Origin of the sequence: Salmonella sp. SAL04202 (assembly GCF_046550775.1) — a bacterium.
Lineage (GTDB): Bacteria > Pseudomonadota > Gammaproteobacteria > Enterobacterales > Enterobacteriaceae > Salmonella > Salmonella enterica.
In genome coordinates this window covers 1,594,824-1,611,296 of record NZ_JBGDXK010000001.1, presented here as the reverse complement: position 1 = coordinate 1,611,296, position 16,473 = coordinate 1,594,824, and the positions used below count along the sequence as shown (strand labels likewise).

Sequence of the window (16,473 nt, the reverse complement as noted above, 5' to 3'; positions counted from 1 at the left end):
CGCAATTCGCGTTACACTTGCGCCCTTTAGCGCCCCAGTCCGGAGTTGTCATGTCGTTTACCTGTCCGCTTTGCCATCAGCCGCTTACGCAGATTAATAACAGCGTTATATGCCCACAGCGCCATCAGTTTGATGTGGCGAAAGAGGGCTACATCAATCTGCTGCCGGTACAGCATAAACGTTCGCGCGATCCGGGCGACAGCGCCGAAATGATGCAGGCGAGGAGAGCGTTTCTTGATGCGGGCCATTATCAGCCGCTGCGCGATGCGGTGATTAACCTGTTGCGCGAGCGGCTGGATCAGTCGGCCACGGCGATTCTGGATATCGGCTGCGGCGAGGGGTATTACACTCATGCTTTTGCCGAGGCGTTGCCGGGAGTCACCACGTTTGGACTGGACGTTGCTAAAACGGCGATCAAAGCGGCAGCGAAGCGCTATTCGCAGGTGAAGTTTTGTGTGGCGTCAAGCCATCGACTGCCCTTTGCCGATGCGTCAATGGATGCGGTGATCAGAATCTACGCCCCGTGTAAGGCGCAGGAATTAGCGCGCGTGGTGAAACCTGGTGGTTGGGTCGTTACCGCCACGCCGGGGCCGCATCATCTGATGGAACTAAAAGGGCTTATTTATGATGAGGTGCGTTTACATGCGCCGTATACCGAGCAGCTAGACGGGTTCACATTGCAGCAGAGTACCCGCCTTGCTTATCACATGCAGCTCACCGCCGAAGCGGCTGTAGCACTGTTGCAAATGACGCCATTTGCCTGGCGCGCCAGGCCAGAAGTGTGGGAACAACTGGCTGCCAGCACCGGACTTAGCTGCCAGACGGATTTCAACCTTCATCTCTGGCAGCGTAACCGTTAACCGTGAAAATGCGTCCAGAGGATCTGGACGCCAATTCCTATCAGTACGACCCCGCCGAGAATTTCAGCACGCTTACCCAGCATTGGGCCGATAAAGCGACCGATCATCATTCCGAGGGTGGACATGATAAGCGTGGCGCAACCGATAGCTAATGCGGTAGCGATGATGTTTACCTGCAAAAACGCCAGACCGACGCCAACCGCCATCGCATCGAGGCTGGTCGCGATAGCCGTCGTGACTAATAGCCAAAAGCTGTGGCGGCGTAACGGTGTTTCGTCTTCATCACTACCGCCGCGGATACCTTCGATGATCATGCGTCCGCCCAGAAAGATCAGCAGAACAAAGGCTATCCAGTGGTTCCATTCCAGAACGAATTTACTCGCCAATATCCCCAGCCCCCAGCCGATTAACGGGGTCAGCGTTTCAACCGCGCCAAAGATAAGGCCGGTACGCAACGCTTCTGAGAATTTGGGTTTATGTAGGGTGGCGCCTTTGCCAATTGATGCCGCGAAAGCATCCATCGACATGCCGAAAGCGAGAAGAACAGTAGCAGTAAAGTGCATGACAGCGTCCTGACCGGGGTATCCATTAAACACATCACTGCCCCCAGCAAACATGCATGTCGCCATTCTGTGACGAAATACACAGCAGTTGATGCGCCTATGGTCTCGCCTGACCAGCGGCGGCTGGTCCGTACGCGCCACGTTTTGCAACGAGTATGTTGACGCGTACATTTCCGGAGTCTGGAAATCGGCTACTCCCCAATTGACGGCGCAACATTAACATATTTTTAGAATATAAAACAACAGCGATAAAATATTATTTGCCTTCTAATTGAAAACGATTTTCATTTAGATTTATTCATCAATAAAAAGTTAAATTAAATAACAATTGGTCAATAGAAAATATAGCCTTAGCTATATTATGATTCGAAATAAAATTCGAAAAACATAGTTGAGGCTATATCTTAAGCTATTGATTTTCAATAAGAAGTTTATATATTTTTTCCAGATCGTCGATATTGCGTACACGGATAAGCAAGCGTCGTTGTTCTAATTGCATCACCAGTACGCCGTCTTCCGATAAATTCATCTCTTTAATACGGTTATATTCTATCCAGACATTGGCGAAGAAAAAGCCACGTTGTTTAAAGATGATCCGTGGCGTGCGGATCCAGAATATATAAAACCCCATTAACGCCAGCGCGCTTAATAACCATGTGGTCATCTGCGCTCCGTGGCTGGTTACGTTGTTATAAATAAGGATGGCGACCAGCCCAACGAAGATAACGCTGTCTACGCGACCGCGGCGGAGCAGGGCTATAGAAAGCAGAGTGGGGCCATTGCGACGGGGCATGATGAACTGATCGTAGAGAGCGTAAGCCAATAATGCGGCAATAAAGAGAATCAGCACCAGGTCCGTGATAGTCATTTATCCTCCAGAGAAATAAAAAAACGGGGCCGTTTGGCCCCGGTAGTGTACAACAGCCTTACTGACCCAGCAGTCCTACGGAGTAGCCGGCGATACCGATGACGAAGAAGCCCACGATAATCCACAGCGGGTTAACTTTCTTACGCAGCAGCCACATACAGGCAAAGGTCAACAGTAGCGGAACCAGACCCGGCATCAGCTGGTCGAGAATGGTTTGCACGGTGGTAACGCGTGTCTGACCATCCTGACCGGTGATGGTGGAGACCACCAGCGGGATATTCACATGCGTCCACTTGTTAACCAATGCCCCCATGACAAACAGGCCGAGGATTGACGCCCCCTCAGTCAGTTTTTGCAGGAAGCCGCCGCCCATATCTTTAACGATATCGACGCCTTTGCGGTAGCCATAAGCTACGCCATAATAGCGGGTCGCCAGACGCACCAGGTTAAACAGGATGAAAAACAGCAGCGGACCAAGCAGGCTGCCGCTCATTGCAATACCTGCGCCCAGCGCCGCGAATACCGGACGGACGGTACCCCAGAAGATAGGGTCGCCGACGCCTGCCAGCGGTCCCATCAGACCGACTTTGATACCGTTGATAGCACCATCGTCAATCTCTGCGCCGTTCGCACGCTTTTCTTCCATTGCCAGGGTCACGCCCAGTACCGGCGCCGCAACGTAAGGATGGGTGTTAAAGAACTCCAGGTGACGTTTAATCGCCTGTTTACGCGCGTCATTATTCTCCGGATACAGGCGACGAATCGCCGGCACCATAGAGAAGCAGAAGCCCAGCGCTTGCATACGTTCGAAGTTCCATGACCCCTGGAACAGGTTAGAACGAAGAAATACGCCGCGAATATCGCTCGGAGTGAGTTTTTTCTCGGTGGTAGTTTTAGTCATATCAACCATTTCGCTCACCTGTTAGTCCAGTTCGTTGTCGAGATCGTTATTGCCAGCAGCCGCTGCAGGCGCGCCCGCTACACGGTTGTATTTCGGGCTCAGCTGGATGTAAAGAATAGCCATCACTGCGCCGATGACACCCAGTGCGACCAGGTTGAAGTTTGTGAAAGCCGCGGTGACGAAACCGAGGTAGAAGAACGGCATCAGGTAGCCTGCGCGCATCATGTTAATAACCATCGCATAACCAACCACGACGATCATGCCGCCGGCGATGTTCAGACCGCCTGTGACGACTTCAGGAATCGCATTCAGCATTCCCTGTACTTCGCTGGTGCCTACGGAGATGGCAACGATAACCGCCGGGATAGCGATACGCATTGCCTGCAGGAACAGAGAAGAAACGTGCAGCCAGGAGAGCGCCGTCAGGTTGCCGTTTTCAGCCGCCTTGTCCGCCGCGTGCTGGAATGCCACGGTGATGGTACGAACGATAATGGTCAGTACCTGGCCTGCCGCCGCCAGCGGAATCGCCAGCGCGATACCGGCGCCAATGCTTTGATGCCCGGCGATGACCAGAACGGTAGAGATGATGGACGCCAGTGCGGCATCAGGCGCAACGGCAGCACCGATGTTCATCCAGCCCAGAGCGATCATTTCCAGAGTACCGCCGATGATAATACCGGTTTTCATGTCCCCCAAAACGGCGCCGATTAAGGTACAGGCGATCAGCGGACGGTGGAACTGAAATTCATCAAGTACCGACTCCATACCTGCGATACATGCGACGATGAACACCAGCACAATCTGAAGAGTGGTAATCTCCATTGTACTTCTCCTATTGCTATCTTAAGTGTGAAAGCTAATTAAATGCCGGCGGTTATTTCGCCACTTTGGCAATTAAATCCATCATTTTCAGTTTCGGATCGGTGGAAACTTTACGCACCTCAAGCTCGATGCCGCGCTCGTTGAGCTTTTTAAAGGCTTCGATATCCTTTTCATCGACGGAAACGGCGTTGTTCACCTGCGTTTTACCTTGACGATAGGCCATACCGCCAATGTTCACGGAAGTGACTTTCACGCCGCCCTCAACGATGCGCTCGACGTCGGTAGGATTGGTAAACAGAAGCATCACGCGTTCGCCAGCGTATTTCGGGTTATTGTAGACGCGAATCATTTTCGCGACGTCAACCACATGCGCCGTAACGCCCGGCGGCGCAACTTGCGTCAGCAGCGTTTTACGTACGGTATCAGCCGCCACTTCATCGCTCACAACAATAATACGGCTGACATTGGTCTCTTTGGTCCAGCGGGTAGCGACCTGACCGTGAATGAGACGGTCATCAATACGGGCAAGCCCGATAACCATATAATCATTCGGGCCCATCGGTTTTGCCGGCGTGGCCGCTTTTGGCGCGGCGGCGACTGGCGCTGGCGCGGCTTTTTCTACCGGTTTCGCTTTCAGCGCTTTTACGCCTTCACGACCGGTTTCTACCGCCAGTGCGACCAGCTCGTCAAAGCTTGGATCGTCGTCACGAGCCATAAACGTTTCGACCAGCATCGGGATGTTGACGCCGGCAATAACTTCATAGCGCTCTTTATCGACGACAATGCGGCTGGCAGCATTAAACGGGCTGCCTCCCCATGTATCAACGAGAAATAGCACGCCTTTACTGGTATCGAGTTTAGCCAACTGAGCGTTGTACTTTTCGATCAGCGTTTCGGCATTTTCGCCTGGAACGAAATCGATCCAGCCGACGTTTTCCTGCTCGCCTAACAGCATTTCGGCTGTTTTAAGTAACTGCTCTGCAGCCCAACCATGTGTGCCTATAACAATAGCAATGGTCACTTGCTACCTCCTTTATTATTGTCAACACATCAACTTGACAGATGTATTTTTTGAATCGCCGTCCGCAAGCGAATCGATTCAGATGAGGGTTACAACGAAAAACGCATGATTTTCGTGAATTATTTTAGATATCGAAAAAAATATTTTGTGTGATGGAGATCCGTAATTTTGTTTTCGATAATGAGAAATTTCGAAGTGTAAAATATCCCGGTTACATCTCTTTGCAAAGGAAGGTAAATCTTTGCCAAAAACCAGTTGTCTCTGTTATGTTTAGCTTCCGTTTAATTAGAATGGGGTATAGGGCAGCAGCCCGTTGTATGGATCGTCACCGACGTCATTTCACTCTTTGGCCGTTTTGCGCCTGTCAATCTGGCATATCTTGCCATAGCCTTACTTTGTTTATTGCGTTACCGCCTGCATCCTTTGAGATGTTGTGGGCGCCGTTTAGTCATTCCTTAAGCAGGAGCTTGTCATGGAATTATTAATGGATCCCTCAATTTGGGTGGGTTTACTCACGCTCGTCGTCCTGGAAATTGTCCTGGGTATCGATAACCTGGTCTTTATCGCGATCCTCGCCGATAAATTGCCGCCAAAGCAGCGTGACAAAGCGCGTCTTATCGGGCTCTCGCTGGCGCTGATTATGCGTCTGGCGCTGCTGTCCATTATTTCGTGGCTGGTGACCTTAACAAAGCCGCTCTTTACCGTCTGGGATTTTACCTTCTCCGGCCGCGATTTAATTATGCTGCTGGGCGGTATATTCCTGCTGTTTAAAGCGACCACCGAGCTGCATGAACGTCTGGAAAACCGCGAGCATGACACCGGACACGGTAAAGGCTATGCGAGCTTCTGGGTGGTAGTCACGCAGATTGTCATCCTGGATGCGGTCTTCTCGCTGGACGCCGTGATTACGGCGGTAGGTATGGTAAACCATCTGCCGGTTATGATGGCGGCGGTGGTGATTGCGATGGCGGTGATGCTACTGGCGTCAAAACCGCTGACCCGTTTTGTCAACCAGCATCCGACGGTGGTGGTGCTCTGTCTGAGTTTCCTGCTGATGATCGGCTTGAGTCTGGTGGCGGAAGGGTTTGGTTTCCATATTCCGAAAGGCTACCTGTACGCGGCAATTGGTTTCTCGATCGTTATCGAGGTGTTTAACCAGATTGCGCGCCGCAACTTTATTCGTCATCAGTCCACGTTGCCGCTGCGCGCGCGTACTGCGGACGCTATCCTGCGTCTGATGGGCGGTAAACGCCAGACGAGTACGCAACATGAGACGGATAGCCCGGCCGCGATATCGGTGTCGGAAGGCGCCTTTGCCGAAGAAGAACGCTACATGATTAACGGCGTACTGACTCTGGCGTCGCGCTCCCTGCGCGGCATTATGACGCCGCGAGGCGAAATTAGTTGGGTGGATGCGAATCTCAGCGTAGCTGAAATCCGTCAGCAGTTACTCTCTTCTCCGCATAGCCTGTTCCCGGTATGTCGGGGCGAGCTGGATGAAATTATCGGTATCGTTCGGGCGAAAGAGTTGCTGGTGGCGCTGGAAGAGGGCGCGGACGTTGCGGCTATCGCCGCGTCTTCTCCGGCGATAGTGGTGCCGGAAACGCTTGATCCTATCAATCTGTTAGGCGTTTTGCGTCGCGCGCGCGGCAGTTTCGTTATCGTCACTAACGAGTTCGGCGTGGTGCAGGGGCTGGTTACGCCGCTGGATGTGCTGGAAGCGATTGCCGGTGAGTTCCCGGATGCCGACGAAACGCCGGAAATCGTTGCCGATGCCGAGGGCTGGATAGTGAAGGGTGGCACCGATCTCCATGCGCTACAGCAGGCGCTGGAAGTTGACCATCTGGTGAACGAAGAGGGCGATATTGCGACGGTCGCGGGGTTAGTGATCGCCGCTAATGGCCATATTCCTCGTGTAGGCGATGTCATTGATGTTCCGCCCCTGCGGATCACCATTGTCGAGGCCAACGACTATCGTGTCGATCTGGTTCGAATTGTTAAAGAACAGCCTGCCCACGACGAAGAGGAATAACGTCACACGCAGGAATCAAGTCTATAGATGCGGCATCGCGGACATAATCTGTCCGTTATGCTGGGCGGGCGGCGGCGCGCTGCCCGCCAGCCACTGTGGAAATTCGCTAATGGGCATCGGCTTCGCATAGAGATAGCCCTGTAACATTTGCACGCCATGCTGGCGCAAATGCTGTGCCTGCGTCTGGTTTTCGACCCCTTCCGCCACCAGTTCAATATTCAGTCTTTGCCCCAGCGCGATAATAATATCGGTCACCGTTGAATTGACCGCATCGGTACCGATGGCGGCGGTGAAGGATTTATCGATTTTCAAAATATCCGGCCGCAGTTTTTCCAGCCAGGAGAGCGAGCTGTTTCCTGTGCCAAAATCATCGATGGCTAACTTCACGCCTTTACGATGCAGCTCGCGCATCAGGCGGTAATCAACGTCAAGCAACGCGTCGCGTTCCGTGAGCTCCAGCACCAGTTGCTGAACAGGTTCCGCACTAAACCAGTACTGATTAAGATCCTTGAGAAGCACGCCGTGTCGGAAATGGCTTGCCGCCACATTGATGCCGATATGAAACTGATGGTTGATGGGGAAATAGTGCCGTTGCCGAATGGTTTCCGCAATCACATAGCGGGTCAGGGGCGCTATCAGGTTATGCTCCTCGGCGATAGGAATAAAAACATCCGGTGAGATCCAGCCCTGGCGCGGGTTATTCCAGCGTAACAGGATCTCAACGCCGGTACACTGCTGCGTGCGGGCATTAAGCAACGGCTGACAAAATAGCTCAAACTCCCGTTCGGCAAGGGCCAGATTAATCTCCCAGGAAAAGCTCATTCTGCTGGCCGTTGCCAGCCAGGCGATATAACCGATCAACAGGCTAAGCAATACGGCCAGCGGTAACTGCGTCGGGAGATGTTTGAACGCCAGTACGCCTGCCGACGGCCCGCTGACGCTGATAGTAAAAGGGAAATGCCGCGATGAAAGCTGGTAACGCTCTTCATCTTTTTTTAATTCCGGAAGAGTATCGACCACGCCCCGACCATATAACAGGTGCCGTTTGCCGACCGTCAGGCTGGCGCTGGTAATTTGCGGCTGCTGCGGCTCAAGTAGCATAGTCGCCAGCAAGTCAATATTCACAATTTCCATCACGCCATCCTGGCCATCGGCAGAGGCGGGATACCACTGAATGAGGATCGGGCTTCCCTTGAGTAACGAGTGATCCGTGGAAAGTAGCAGCAGATCGCCAGCTGCGGGAAGATCGGGCTGAAGCTGGCGTATGGGAGTATTACGGGCGCCAAAAATGCTTGAGCAGTAGAGAATTCCCTCTTTTACCAGCCCGATAGAACGAATGGTTTGCAGGCGGGCGGCTTGCTTACGCAACGGCAAATGCGCGGTCGCGCACGGAAGCTCAAGTAAGGGTAGCAGTATGTTTCGTCCGACCAGGAGAGGATGCAGCACATTATCCAGCGCATCAACGGCATGATTCGCGAATGCAACCGTGCGATGGTGATTTAAGTTCCGCTCCGAAATAAATCGGATGCTCAGCGTAAGAATGAGCGTGACCAGTGCACAAATCGTGCAAACAATGAAACGATTACGGCGATAATGATTGATGATCCGTTGTGCTGTTTGCATGCGGGCCGCCCAATAAGCGTTGGCGACAAAAGCCAACCGCGACACAGCAAGTGTAGTGGGGAAACGTGGAGTCGACGAGGAAGAGATAAAAATTTCGCCCATCCGTAGCAGATGGGCGAAGGGAGGGGAAATGGCGTTTAATCACACTGGACTTTAATGGCCAACCCGCCGCGCGACGTTTCGCGGTATTTGGCGTTCATGTCTTTTCCGGTCTCGTACATCGTTTCGATGACTTTATCCAGCGAGACGCGCGGCGCGCTGGTTCGACGCATGGCCATACGCGCAGCGTTGATCGCTTTAACCGAAGCAATGGCGTTACGCTCGATACACGGCACCTGCACCTGACCGGCAACCGGGTCGCAGGTCAGCCCCAGGTTATGCTCCATGCCGATTTCAGCGGCAACGCAAACCTGTTCCGGGCTGGCGCCCAACAGTTCAGCAAGGCCTGCCGCCGCCATCGAACAGGCGACCCCGACTTCGCCCTGACAGCCGACTTCCGCGCCGGAAATAGACGCGTTCATCTTATACAGCGCGCCAATAGCGCCTGCCGCCAGGAAGTAGCGGGTGTAAATATCCGGGCTGACAGACTCAATAAAATGGTCGTAGTAAGCCAGTACCGCAGGAACGATGCCGCACGCGCCATTGGTTGGCGCCGTCACGACGCGGCCGCCTGCGGCGTTCTCTTCGTTCACCGCCAGAGCAAACATGTTCACCCAGTCAATGACGTTCATCGGATCGCTGGAAAGCTTATCGCTGGAAACCAGCATACGACGCAGCGCAGAGGCGCGACGCGGTACGCGCAGCGGCCCTGGCAGAACGCCTTCGGTATTCATACCGCGATCAATACAGGCCTGCATGGTCTGCCAGACGTGACCGAAATACTCTTCAATCTCTTTCTTGCTATGCAGCGCCAGTTCGTTTTGCATCACCATGCCGGAGAGTGAAAGGCCGGTACTGTTGCAATACTCCAGCATTTCTTTCGCCGATTTAAACGGATAAGGTACAGTAACCTCATTCGTCGCTTCCTGGCCGAAATGCTCTTCATCAACGATAAAGCCGCCGCCGATGGAATAGTACGTCTTGCTATAAATGACCGTGTCATCATGCCAGGCGTGGATCTGCATCCCGTTTTCATGCAGCGGCAAATTGCCGTTGTGAAAACGCATTCCGTCATCTTTCGGGAAGTCGACTTCGTGACGTCCCTGGGCCAGTAACAGACGCTCGCGCGTTTCGACGTCGCGAATAAAACCGGGGATACTATCAATATCCACGGTAGCGGGTTCATTACCCGCCAGACCCATAATAATGGCGATATCGGTATGGTGACCTTTCCCCGTCAGCGACAGTGAGCCGTAGACATCGACAGCGACGCGGGTAACGTTATCCAGTAATCCTTTTTCGACCAGGTCATCGACGAACTGTTTACCGGCCTTCATCGGGCCAACAGTGTGGGAAGAGGAGGGACCAATCCCTACCTTAAACATGTCGAATAGGCTAATCACGATAATACTCCTGACAGGGCAACCGGGGCTTCCGGTTACGATGTTATAACTGCGCATAGTGTAAGAGGGAACGCTGGCATCAGCTTAACTATTCACATGAATTAAACTAATGAATAACCGCGTTTTTACTAATATTGCGACAGTAATCTCAAGTCGTGTCTTGCGCGCGTAAAGTTAAGTATATACACGTTGCCCTTCAGGCTGCCTCTTTGGGGGAGGCGATTGTTACCGCCTTGAGGCAACGTGAATGGCGTTGTGTACAGTCAGGGCTTTACGCCGATTTGCAGCGCCAGCTCACGAAGAATGTTTGCGGTCATGCCCCAGACGAAATAATGCTCATACCAGGAGAGCCATACGCGGTGCGAATTGCCGCGACGGTAAACATCAAGCGGATGATATCGACCCAGTTGCAACGCTTGCGCCAGCGGCATTTCAAACACCGCAGACACTTCGTCTTCACTGGCGCGCCAGGGGAGATTTGGCGGAATAATGCCGACCACCGGGGTGACCTGAAAACCGGTCACGCTGTCTACCGGCGGTAAAACGCCAATCACTTCCACGGCTTGTGGCGGGATGGCGACTTCCTCCTGCGCTTCGCGAAGCGCTGCGGCGATAAGCGAAGCATCGGTACTGTCCACGGCCCCGCCGGGAAAGGCGACCTGTCCGGCGTGTTTGCGCAAATGAATAGCCCGCTGGGTCAACAGCAGCCCCGGCTGGGGGCGGCGAACCACAGGGATCAGTACGGCGGCCTGACGTTGATTTAACGTTTCATGAGTCATCTGCGGGCGCAAAAGCTGAAAGCGCGATAAGAAATGATCGAGCGTCAGACGGCTGGTATCCACGTATTAGTTCTCCAGTGGGTGCAGGATACGATTAACTTTATCAAAAGTTTCCTGATATTCCGCTTCTTCGTTGCTATCGGCCACGATACCGCCGCCGGCTGAGCAATAGAGTTGGCCCTGCGTTGCCGTGACGGTGCGGATAGTAATACTGGTATCCATCTTGCCGCAGAAACTCAGATAACCGATGCTACCGCACCAGGCGTTGCGTCGCTGCGGCTCCAGTTCGTCGATAATTTCCATTGCCCGCACTTTAGGCGCGCCGGTAATGGAGCCGCCGGGGAAAGCCGCGCGCAGCAGGTCGGTAGCATGAAGCGAGTCCGGTAAACGGGCGGTAATGGTGCTAACCAGATGGTGAACGGCTGGAAATGGTTCGACGACGAACAGTTCCGGCACTTTCACCGAACCTGGTACGGCGACCCGGCCAATATCGTTACGCATCAAATCGACAATCATCAAATTTTCAGCGCGATCTTTCATTGAGTTGGCCAGTTTCTGCGCCTGCTGACGATCCGCCTGCGGATCGTTAAGCCGTGGAAGCGTACCTTTGATCGGGCGCGTCTGGATATGACCATTCTCCAGTTGGATAAAACGCTCGGGAGAAAGGCTCAATATGGCGCCGTCATGTAAACGAAGAAAGGCGCTGAACGGGGCGCGATTTGCGCGGTTAAGGCGTTCGAAAGCCTGCCACTCATCACCCTCGTAGCTCGCCTGAAAACGCTGGGAAAGATTGACCTGATAGCAGTCCCCGCTGTGCAGCCAGGCCTGCACCTGACGAAACTTCTCGCCATACTCGCAACGCGTCATATTGGATTGCCAGGCCGAGGTAAGCCTGAAGGGCGTTCGGGTTGGCGCGCGCTGGCTGGTGAGCCAGCGATATCGGGCGTCTGCATCGTGATAGCTTATCAGCGACACCACCTGTTTTTGGTGATCGACAATCAGCGCCCAGTCGTAAAGGCCAATCGCCATATCGGGTAAAGCGATATCGCGCGCGGCAGTATCGGGCAGAATTTCGAAACGCCGCCCTAAATCATAACCAAACAGACCCAGCGCGCCGCCCTGAAAGGGTAAGTCAGGGTCAGGCTGAGGATGAAAAGGCAGAGCCTCCAGTTGAGTCTGCAAAACGTGTAACGGATCGTCGAGAGTGACGGTAGTCGTGCGCGCAGTACATACCGTGGTTTCCTGCGCGCGCGTGGTCAGCGTGGTGACAGGATCGGCGACCAGAATATCAAAACGGTTATAGGGATGAATAGCATCACCTGAATGCAGCAGCATCGCCCAGGGCAAATGGTTTACGGGCGCAAAATAGTGTTCAGCGGCGTCCGGACGCCAGGGTAAGGTGATAACAGTGGGAGATAACGTCTTCATCATTCCTGACTCGTTACAACACTACTGGCTTACCGCCGGGTAGCGTGAAATAATTAGCGCTAACAATTTAGCAGGAGTTAATCATGTTTGCAGGTTTACCTTCACTCAGTCATGAACAACAGCAAAAAGCCGTAGAACGTATCCAGGAATTGATGTCGCAAGGTATGAGCAGCGGAGAAGCGATTGCCCAAGTAGCGGGCGAACTTCGCGCCAACCATACCGGCGAACGGATAGTGGCGCGTTTTGAGGATGAAGACGAATAACCGGCTTATACCGCCGCGACAATCTTAATCTCAACTTTATATTTCGGATTCATTAACCCGGCCTGTACGGTACAGCGTACCGGCGCATGGCCTGCGACGACCCACGCATCCCACGCCTTATTCATGGCGGCAAAATCCGCTTTATCGCTCAGGAAAATAGTGGCATCCAGAATACGTGACTTACTGGAGCCCTGTTTTTCCAGCACCGCATCAATTTGCGCCAGAGTATTCGCCGTTTGCTCAAAAGCGTCGGCGTCGAGGTTTTCCGGCACGCCGGTATACCACAGCGTATTATTGTAGATCACCACGTCTGACCAACGATCTTCGGCATCAATACGCACGATAGACATCACTTATTCCTCATTTGCTTTTCATTTGAATGGTTCAAGACTGCCACAATGTGGCGCCGCCGTCACCTCTGTAACTGGCGTAAGCCTTTCTACCCTGACATAATCCCTGTGCAAATTAACAGGGGGCAGTGTGACGGACGATTTTGCAGCAGATGGCCAACTGGCCAAAGCGATAACCGGCTTTAAACCGCGCGAACCACAGCGACAAATGGCGGTTGCCGTGACACAAGCGATTGAAAATGCGCAGCCTCTGGTCGTTGAAGCCGGCACCGGAACCGGGAAGACCTATGCTTACCTCGCTCCGGCGTTGCGCGCCGGGAAAAAAGTCATTATTTCGACCGGGTCGAAAGCGTTGCAGGATCAACTCTACAGCCGCGATCTGCCAACGGTAGCAAAAGCGTTGGCGTTTACCGGTAAGACAGCCCTGTTGAAAGGGCGTTCAAATTACCTCTGCCTGGAGCGGCTGGAACAACAAGCGCTGGCGGGCGGCGATTTACCGGTACAAACGTTAAGCGACGTGATATTGCTGCGCTCCTGGTCAAATCAGACGCGGGATGGCGATATCAGCACCTGCGTCAGCGTGGCGGAGGATTCCCAGGCCTGGCCGCTGGTCACCAGTACCAACGACAACTGCCTTGGCAGCGATTGCCCGCTCTATAAAGAGTGCTTTGTGGTGAAAGCGCGTAAAAAGGCGATGGACGCGGATGTGGTGATTGTAAACCACCACCTTTTCCTTGCGGATATGGTGGTTAAAGAGAGCGGATTTGGCGAACTTATCCCTCAGGCTGAAGTAATGATCTTCGATGAAGCCCACCAACTGCCTGACATCGCCAGCCAGTATTTCGGACAATCGCTCTCCAGCCGTCAGTTGCTGGATTTAGCAAAAGACATCACCATCGCCTACCGGACGGAACTGAAAGACACTCAACAGTTGCAAAAATGCGCCGATCGCCTTGCCCAGAGCGCCCAGGATTTTCGTCTGCAACTGGGGGAGCCCGGCTACCGGGGAAATTTGCGTGAACTGTTAGCTGACTCACGTATCCAACGGGCATTTTTACTGCTGGATGATACGCTGGAGCTTTGTTACGACGTGGCGAAACTGTCGCTGGGCCGTTCGGCGCTGCTGGATGCGGCTTTTGAACGCGCCACGCTATACCGTTCACGGCTGAAACGCTTAAAAGAGATCAATCAGCCGGGATACAGCTACTGGTATGAGTGCACCTCGCGCCATTTCACCCTGGCGCTGACGCCGCTCACCGTGGCGGACAAATTCAAAGAGGTGATGGAACAGAAGCCCGGTAGCTGGATTTTTACCTCGGCCACGTTGTCGGTAAATGATGATCTTCACCACTTTACCGCCCGTCTGGGAATTGAACAGGCAGAATCCATGCTACTGCCCAGCCCATTCGACTATACGCGCCAGGCGTTACTCTGCGTACCGCGTAACCTACCGCAAACCAACCAGCCCGGCGCGGCGCGACAGTTGGCGGCTATGCTCAGGCCGATTATCGAAGCCAATAACGGGCGATGTTTTATGCTGTGCACCTCGCACGCCATGATGCGCGATCTGGCGGAGCAGTTTCGCGCCACTATGACGCTGCCAGTATTATTGCAAGGGGAAACCAGTAAAGGCCAACTGTTACAGCAATTTGTTAGCGCCGGCAACGCGCTGCTCGTCGCCACCAGCAGCTTCTGGGAAGGGGTGGACGTGCGCGGCGATACGTTATCTTTGGTGATTATCGACAAATTGCCGTTTACTTCCCCGGACGACCCGTTGTTAAAAGCGCGAATGGAAGACTGTCGTTTGCGCGGCGGCGATCCGTTTGATGAGGTTCAACTGCCCGACGCGGTGATTACGCTGAAGCAGGGAGTAGGGCGGCTGATTCGCGATGCGGACGATCGCGGGGTGTTAGTGATTTGTGATAACCGGCTGGTGATGCGGCCCTATGGCGCCACGTTTCTCGCCAGCCTGCCTCCTGCGCCGCGCACGCGTGATATCGCCCGTGCCGTTCGCTTTCTTGCGATTCCATCCGCCGAGTAATTTGTTACGGAGTATGGTAAGATGCGCGCTATTTTATTGATCTAAGCACGAAACCTCATGCGAATTCTGGCTATCGATACCGCCACAGAGGCCTGTTCTGTCGCCCTGTGGAACAACGGTACTATCAATGCTCACTTTGAGCTTTGTCCACGAGAACACACTCAACGTATCCTGCCCATGGTGCAGGAGATTCTGGCCGCCGGCGGCGTCTCGCTCAATGAGATAGATGCGCTGGCGTTTGGGCGCGGTCCGGGCAGCTTTACCGGCGTGCGTATCGGCATTGGGATTGCGCAAGGGCTGGCGTTAGGGGCAAATCTGCCGATGATCGGTGTTTCGACGCTTGCCACGATGGCGCAGGGCGCGTGGCGTAAAACCGGCGTGACCCGCGTACTCGCCGCGATTGACGCGCGAATGGGAGAAGTGTACTGGGCGGAATACCAGCGTGATGCGCAGGGCGTCTGGCAGGGCGAAGAGACGGAAGCGGTGCTGAAACCGGAACGGGTCGGCGAGCGGTTGAAACAGCTTTCTGGCGAGTGGGCGACCGTAGGAACGGGTTGGTCAGCGTGGCCCGATCTGGCGAAGGAGTGCGGCCTGACGCTTCATGATGGGGAGGTGTCGCTCCCGGCAGCGGAAGATATGTTGCCCATCGCCAGTCAAAAGCTGGCGGCAGGAGAGACCGTTGCCGTGGAACATGCCGAGCCGGTTTATTTGCGTAACGAAGTGGCGTGGAAGAAACTTCCCGGCAAAGAATGACTCTCACTACTATTACCCCCCATACTTTATGCTGTGGGGTGGAATAGAGGTCGAGAAAAAGGAGTCGCATCATGGCGGTTCAAAAACGGTTAATAAAAGGGGCGCTGGCGTGCGCTTTTGCGCTTATGCTGAGCGGTTGCGTGACTATCCCGGATGCCATTAAAGGTTCGAGTCCGACGCCACAGCAGGATTTGGTGCGGGTGATGAATGCGCCACAGCTCTATATCGGGCAAGAGGCGCGTTTCGGCGGCAAAGTTGTGGCGGTGCAAAATCAGCAGGGAAAAACCCGGCTTGAAATCGCGACCGTACCGCTCGACAGCGGCGCGCGTCCTGTTCTGGGCGAAGCCTCGCGCGGCAGAATTTTTGCCGATGTGAACGGTTTTCTGGACCCGGTGGACTTCCGTGGCCAGTTAGTTACCGTTGTCGGCCCGATAACCGGCACGGTTGACGGTAAAATCGGCAATACGCCGTATAAATTTATGCTGATGCAGGCTACCGGCTATAAACGCTGGCATCTTGTTCAGCAGGTCGTCATGCCTCCACAGCCGATCGATCCGTGGTTTTACGGCGGACGCGCCTGGCCTTATGGCTATGGCGGTTGGGGATGGTATAACCCTGGACCCGCAGAGGTTCAGACGATAGTAACAGAGTAACCCTTTGTTTTATC

17 protein-coding genes and 1 riboswitch are annotated in these 16,473 nt (G+C 53.9%); of the genes, 7 read left to right on the top strand and 10 right to left on the bottom strand.

Going from position 1 to position 16,473, the window contains the following annotated elements; all coding sequences use genetic code 11:
- The first annotated feature begins 50 nt into the window (after nt 1–50).
- The gene (gene rlmA, locus ACLJQJ_RS08020) at nt 51–860 is read left to right on the top strand and encodes a 23S rRNA (guanine(745)-N(1))-methyltransferase (RefSeq protein ID WP_000010925.1); all 810 of its coding nucleotides are present in this window, start codon (nt 51–53) and stop codon (nt 858–860) included.
- Here rlmA and mntP read toward each other — a convergent pair.
- From mntP to manX, 5 genes are all read right to left on the bottom strand, one after another.
- On the bottom strand, nt 857–1,423 hold the full coding sequence (gene mntP, locus ACLJQJ_RS08015) for a manganese efflux pump MntP (RefSeq protein ID WP_001518359.1): 567 nt from the start codon (nt 1,421–1,423) through the stop codon (nt 857–859). The two genes, rlmA and mntP, sit on opposite strands and share 4 nt — an antisense overlap.
- A gap of 111 nt (nt 1,424–1,534) precedes the next feature.
- Nucleotides 1,535–1,636, bottom strand: a riboswitch (yybP-ykoY riboswitch).
- Nucleotides 1,637–1,832: 196 nt separating this feature from the next.
- Complete coding sequence (locus tag ACLJQJ_RS08010) at nt 1,833–2,291, bottom strand: DUF986 family protein (protein WP_000156280.1); 459 nt, start codon at nt 2,289–2,291, stop codon at nt 1,833–1,835.
- 58 nt (nt 2,292–2,349) lie between these two features.
- The gene (locus tag ACLJQJ_RS08005; protein ID WP_001518647.1) at nt 2,350–3,201 is read right to left on the bottom strand and encodes a PTS mannose transporter subunit IID; all 852 of its coding nucleotides are present in this window, start codon (nt 3,199–3,201) and stop codon (nt 2,350–2,352) included.
- Nucleotides 3,202–3,213: 12 nt separating this feature from the next.
- On the bottom strand, nt 3,214–4,014 hold the full coding sequence (manY, locus tag ACLJQJ_RS08000; protein WP_000406918.1) for a PTS mannose transporter subunit IIC: 801 nt from the start codon (nt 4,012–4,014) through the stop codon (nt 3,214–3,216).
- Nucleotides 4,015–4,066: 52 nt separating this feature from the next.
- Entirely contained in the window at nt 4,067–5,035 is a 969-nt protein-coding gene (gene manX, locus ACLJQJ_RS07995; RefSeq protein WP_000150523.1) for a PTS mannose transporter subunit IIAB, read from the bottom strand.
- A gap of 152 nt (nt 5,036–5,187) precedes the next feature.
- On the opposite strand from manX, the gene ACLJQJ_RS07990 reads away from it, so the two are divergent.
- Both ACLJQJ_RS07990 and yoaE read left to right on the top strand, forming a co-directional pair.
- Nucleotides 5,188–5,520 (top strand): protein YoaL, encoded by a 333-nt coding sequence (locus tag ACLJQJ_RS07990; RefSeq protein ID WP_011233029.1) that lies wholly within the window; start codon nt 5,188–5,190, stop codon nt 5,518–5,520.
- Complete coding sequence (yoaE, locus tag ACLJQJ_RS07985; RefSeq protein ID WP_000421820.1) at nt 5,508–7,067, top strand: CNNM family cation transport protein YoaE; 1,560 nt, start codon at nt 5,508–5,510, stop codon at nt 7,065–7,067. Before ACLJQJ_RS07990 ends, yoaE begins: the two co-directional genes overlap by 13 nt.
- A 21-nt stretch (nt 7,068–7,088) precedes the next feature.
- Here the strand turns inward: yoaE and ACLJQJ_RS07980 are convergent, their stop codons facing one another.
- The 4 genes from ACLJQJ_RS07980 to pabB all read right to left on the bottom strand — a co-directional run bounded on the left by ACLJQJ_RS07980 (nt 7,089) and on the right by pabB (nt 12,402).
- Nucleotides 7,089–8,690 carry an EAL domain-containing protein gene (locus ACLJQJ_RS07980; RefSeq protein WP_063809175.1) on the bottom strand — a complete coding sequence of 534 codons (1,602 nt, stop codon included), beginning with the start codon at nt 8,688–8,690 and terminating at the stop codon, nt 7,089–7,091.
- Between the two features lie 137 nt (nt 8,691–8,827).
- A complete protein-coding gene (gene sdaA / locus ACLJQJ_RS07975) occupies nt 8,828–10,192 on the bottom strand; it encodes an L-serine ammonia-lyase (protein WP_000624277.1) in 1,365 nt (454 codons plus the stop codon).
- Nucleotides 10,193–10,455: 263 nt separating this feature from the next.
- Entirely contained in the window at nt 10,456–11,034 is a 579-nt protein-coding gene (locus tag ACLJQJ_RS07970; protein ID WP_000381544.1) for a CoA pyrophosphatase, read from the bottom strand.
- 3 nt (nt 11,035–11,037) lie between these two features.
- Nucleotides 11,038–12,402, bottom strand: coding sequence for an aminodeoxychorismate synthase component 1 (gene pabB / locus ACLJQJ_RS07965; RefSeq protein WP_000978464.1), 1,365 nt, complete (start codon nt 12,400–12,402; stop codon nt 11,038–11,040).
- 80 nt (nt 12,403–12,482) lie between these two features.
- On the opposite strand from pabB, the gene ACLJQJ_RS07960 reads away from it, so the two are divergent.
- Entirely contained in the window at nt 12,483–12,662 is a 180-nt protein-coding gene (locus ACLJQJ_RS07960) for a YoaH family protein (protein WP_000457328.1), read from the top strand.
- Nucleotides 12,663–12,667: 5 nt separating this feature from the next.
- On the opposite strand, the gene ACLJQJ_RS07955 is transcribed toward ACLJQJ_RS07960, so the two are convergent.
- Nucleotides 12,668–13,012 carry a RidA family protein gene (locus ACLJQJ_RS07955; protein WP_000029550.1) on the bottom strand — a complete coding sequence of 115 codons (345 nt, stop codon included), beginning with the start codon at nt 13,010–13,012 and terminating at the stop codon, nt 12,668–12,670.
- A 130-nt stretch (nt 13,013–13,142) separates the two neighbouring features.
- Between ACLJQJ_RS07955 and ACLJQJ_RS07950 the strand changes: the two genes are divergently transcribed.
- The 3 genes from ACLJQJ_RS07950 to ACLJQJ_RS07940 all read left to right on the top strand — a co-directional run bounded on the left by ACLJQJ_RS07950 (nt 13,143) and on the right by ACLJQJ_RS07940 (nt 16,459).
- Nucleotides 13,143–15,053 carry an ATP-dependent DNA helicase gene (locus tag ACLJQJ_RS07950; protein WP_000128807.1) on the top strand — a complete coding sequence of 637 codons (1,911 nt, stop codon included), beginning with the start codon at nt 13,143–13,145 and terminating at the stop codon, nt 15,051–15,053.
- A 57-nt stretch (nt 15,054–15,110) separates the two neighbouring features.
- A complete protein-coding gene (gene tsaB / locus ACLJQJ_RS07945; RefSeq protein ID WP_020898843.1) occupies nt 15,111–15,806 on the top strand; it encodes a tRNA (adenosine(37)-N6)-threonylcarbamoyltransferase complex dimerization subunit type 1 TsaB in 696 nt (231 codons plus the stop codon).
- 71 nt (nt 15,807–15,877) lie between these two features.
- Nucleotides 15,878–16,459 carry a Slp family lipoprotein gene (locus tag ACLJQJ_RS07940; protein ID WP_000290594.1) on the top strand — a complete coding sequence of 194 codons (582 nt, stop codon included), beginning with the start codon at nt 15,878–15,880 and terminating at the stop codon, nt 16,457–16,459.
- The last annotated feature ends 14 nt before the right edge of the window (nt 16,460–16,473 follow it).

Bases quoted from the DNA above. Each gene is read 5' to 3' on its own strand.
- ACLJQJ_RS07940 (WP_000290594.1), top strand. From the start codon at position 15,878: ATGGCGGTTCAAAAACGGTTAATAAAAGGGGCGCTGGCGTGCGCTTTT.
- ACLJQJ_RS07960 (WP_000457328.1), top strand. From the start codon at position 12,483: ATGTTTGCAGGTTTACCTTCACTCAGTCATGAACAACAGCAAAAAGCC.
- ACLJQJ_RS07955 (WP_000029550.1), bottom strand. From the start codon at position 13,012: ATGTCTATCGTGCGTATTGATGCCGAAGATCGTTGGTCAGACGTGGTG.
- rlmA (WP_000010925.1), top strand. From the start codon at position 51: ATGTCGTTTACCTGTCCGCTTTGCCATCAGCCGCTTACGCAGATTAAT.
- ACLJQJ_RS08005 (WP_001518647.1), bottom strand. From the start codon at position 3,201: ATGGTTGATATGACTAAAACTACCACCGAGAAAAAACTCACTCCGAGC.
- manY (WP_000406918.1), bottom strand. From the start codon at position 4,014: ATGGAGATTACCACTCTTCAGATTGTGCTGGTGTTCATCGTCGCATGT.
- ACLJQJ_RS07980 (WP_063809175.1), bottom strand. From the start codon at position 8,690: ATGCAAACAGCACAACGGATCATCAATCATTATCGCCGTAATCGTTTC.
- ACLJQJ_RS07990 (WP_011233029.1), top strand. From the start codon at position 5,188: ATGGAGATCCGTAATTTTGTTTTCGATAATGAGAAATTTCGAAGTGTA.
- tsaB (WP_020898843.1), top strand. From the start codon at position 15,111: ATGCGAATTCTGGCTATCGATACCGCCACAGAGGCCTGTTCTGTCGCC.
- ACLJQJ_RS08010 (WP_000156280.1), bottom strand. From the start codon at position 2,291: ATGACTATCACGGACCTGGTGCTGATTCTCTTTATTGCCGCATTATTG.
- yoaE (WP_000421820.1), top strand. From the start codon at position 5,508: ATGGAATTATTAATGGATCCCTCAATTTGGGTGGGTTTACTCACGCTC.
- mntP (WP_001518359.1), bottom strand. From the start codon at position 1,423: ATGCACTTTACTGCTACTGTTCTTCTCGCTTTCGGCATGTCGATGGAT.
- pabB (WP_000978464.1), bottom strand. From the start codon at position 12,402: ATGATGAAGACGTTATCTCCCACTGTTATCACCTTACCCTGGCGTCCG.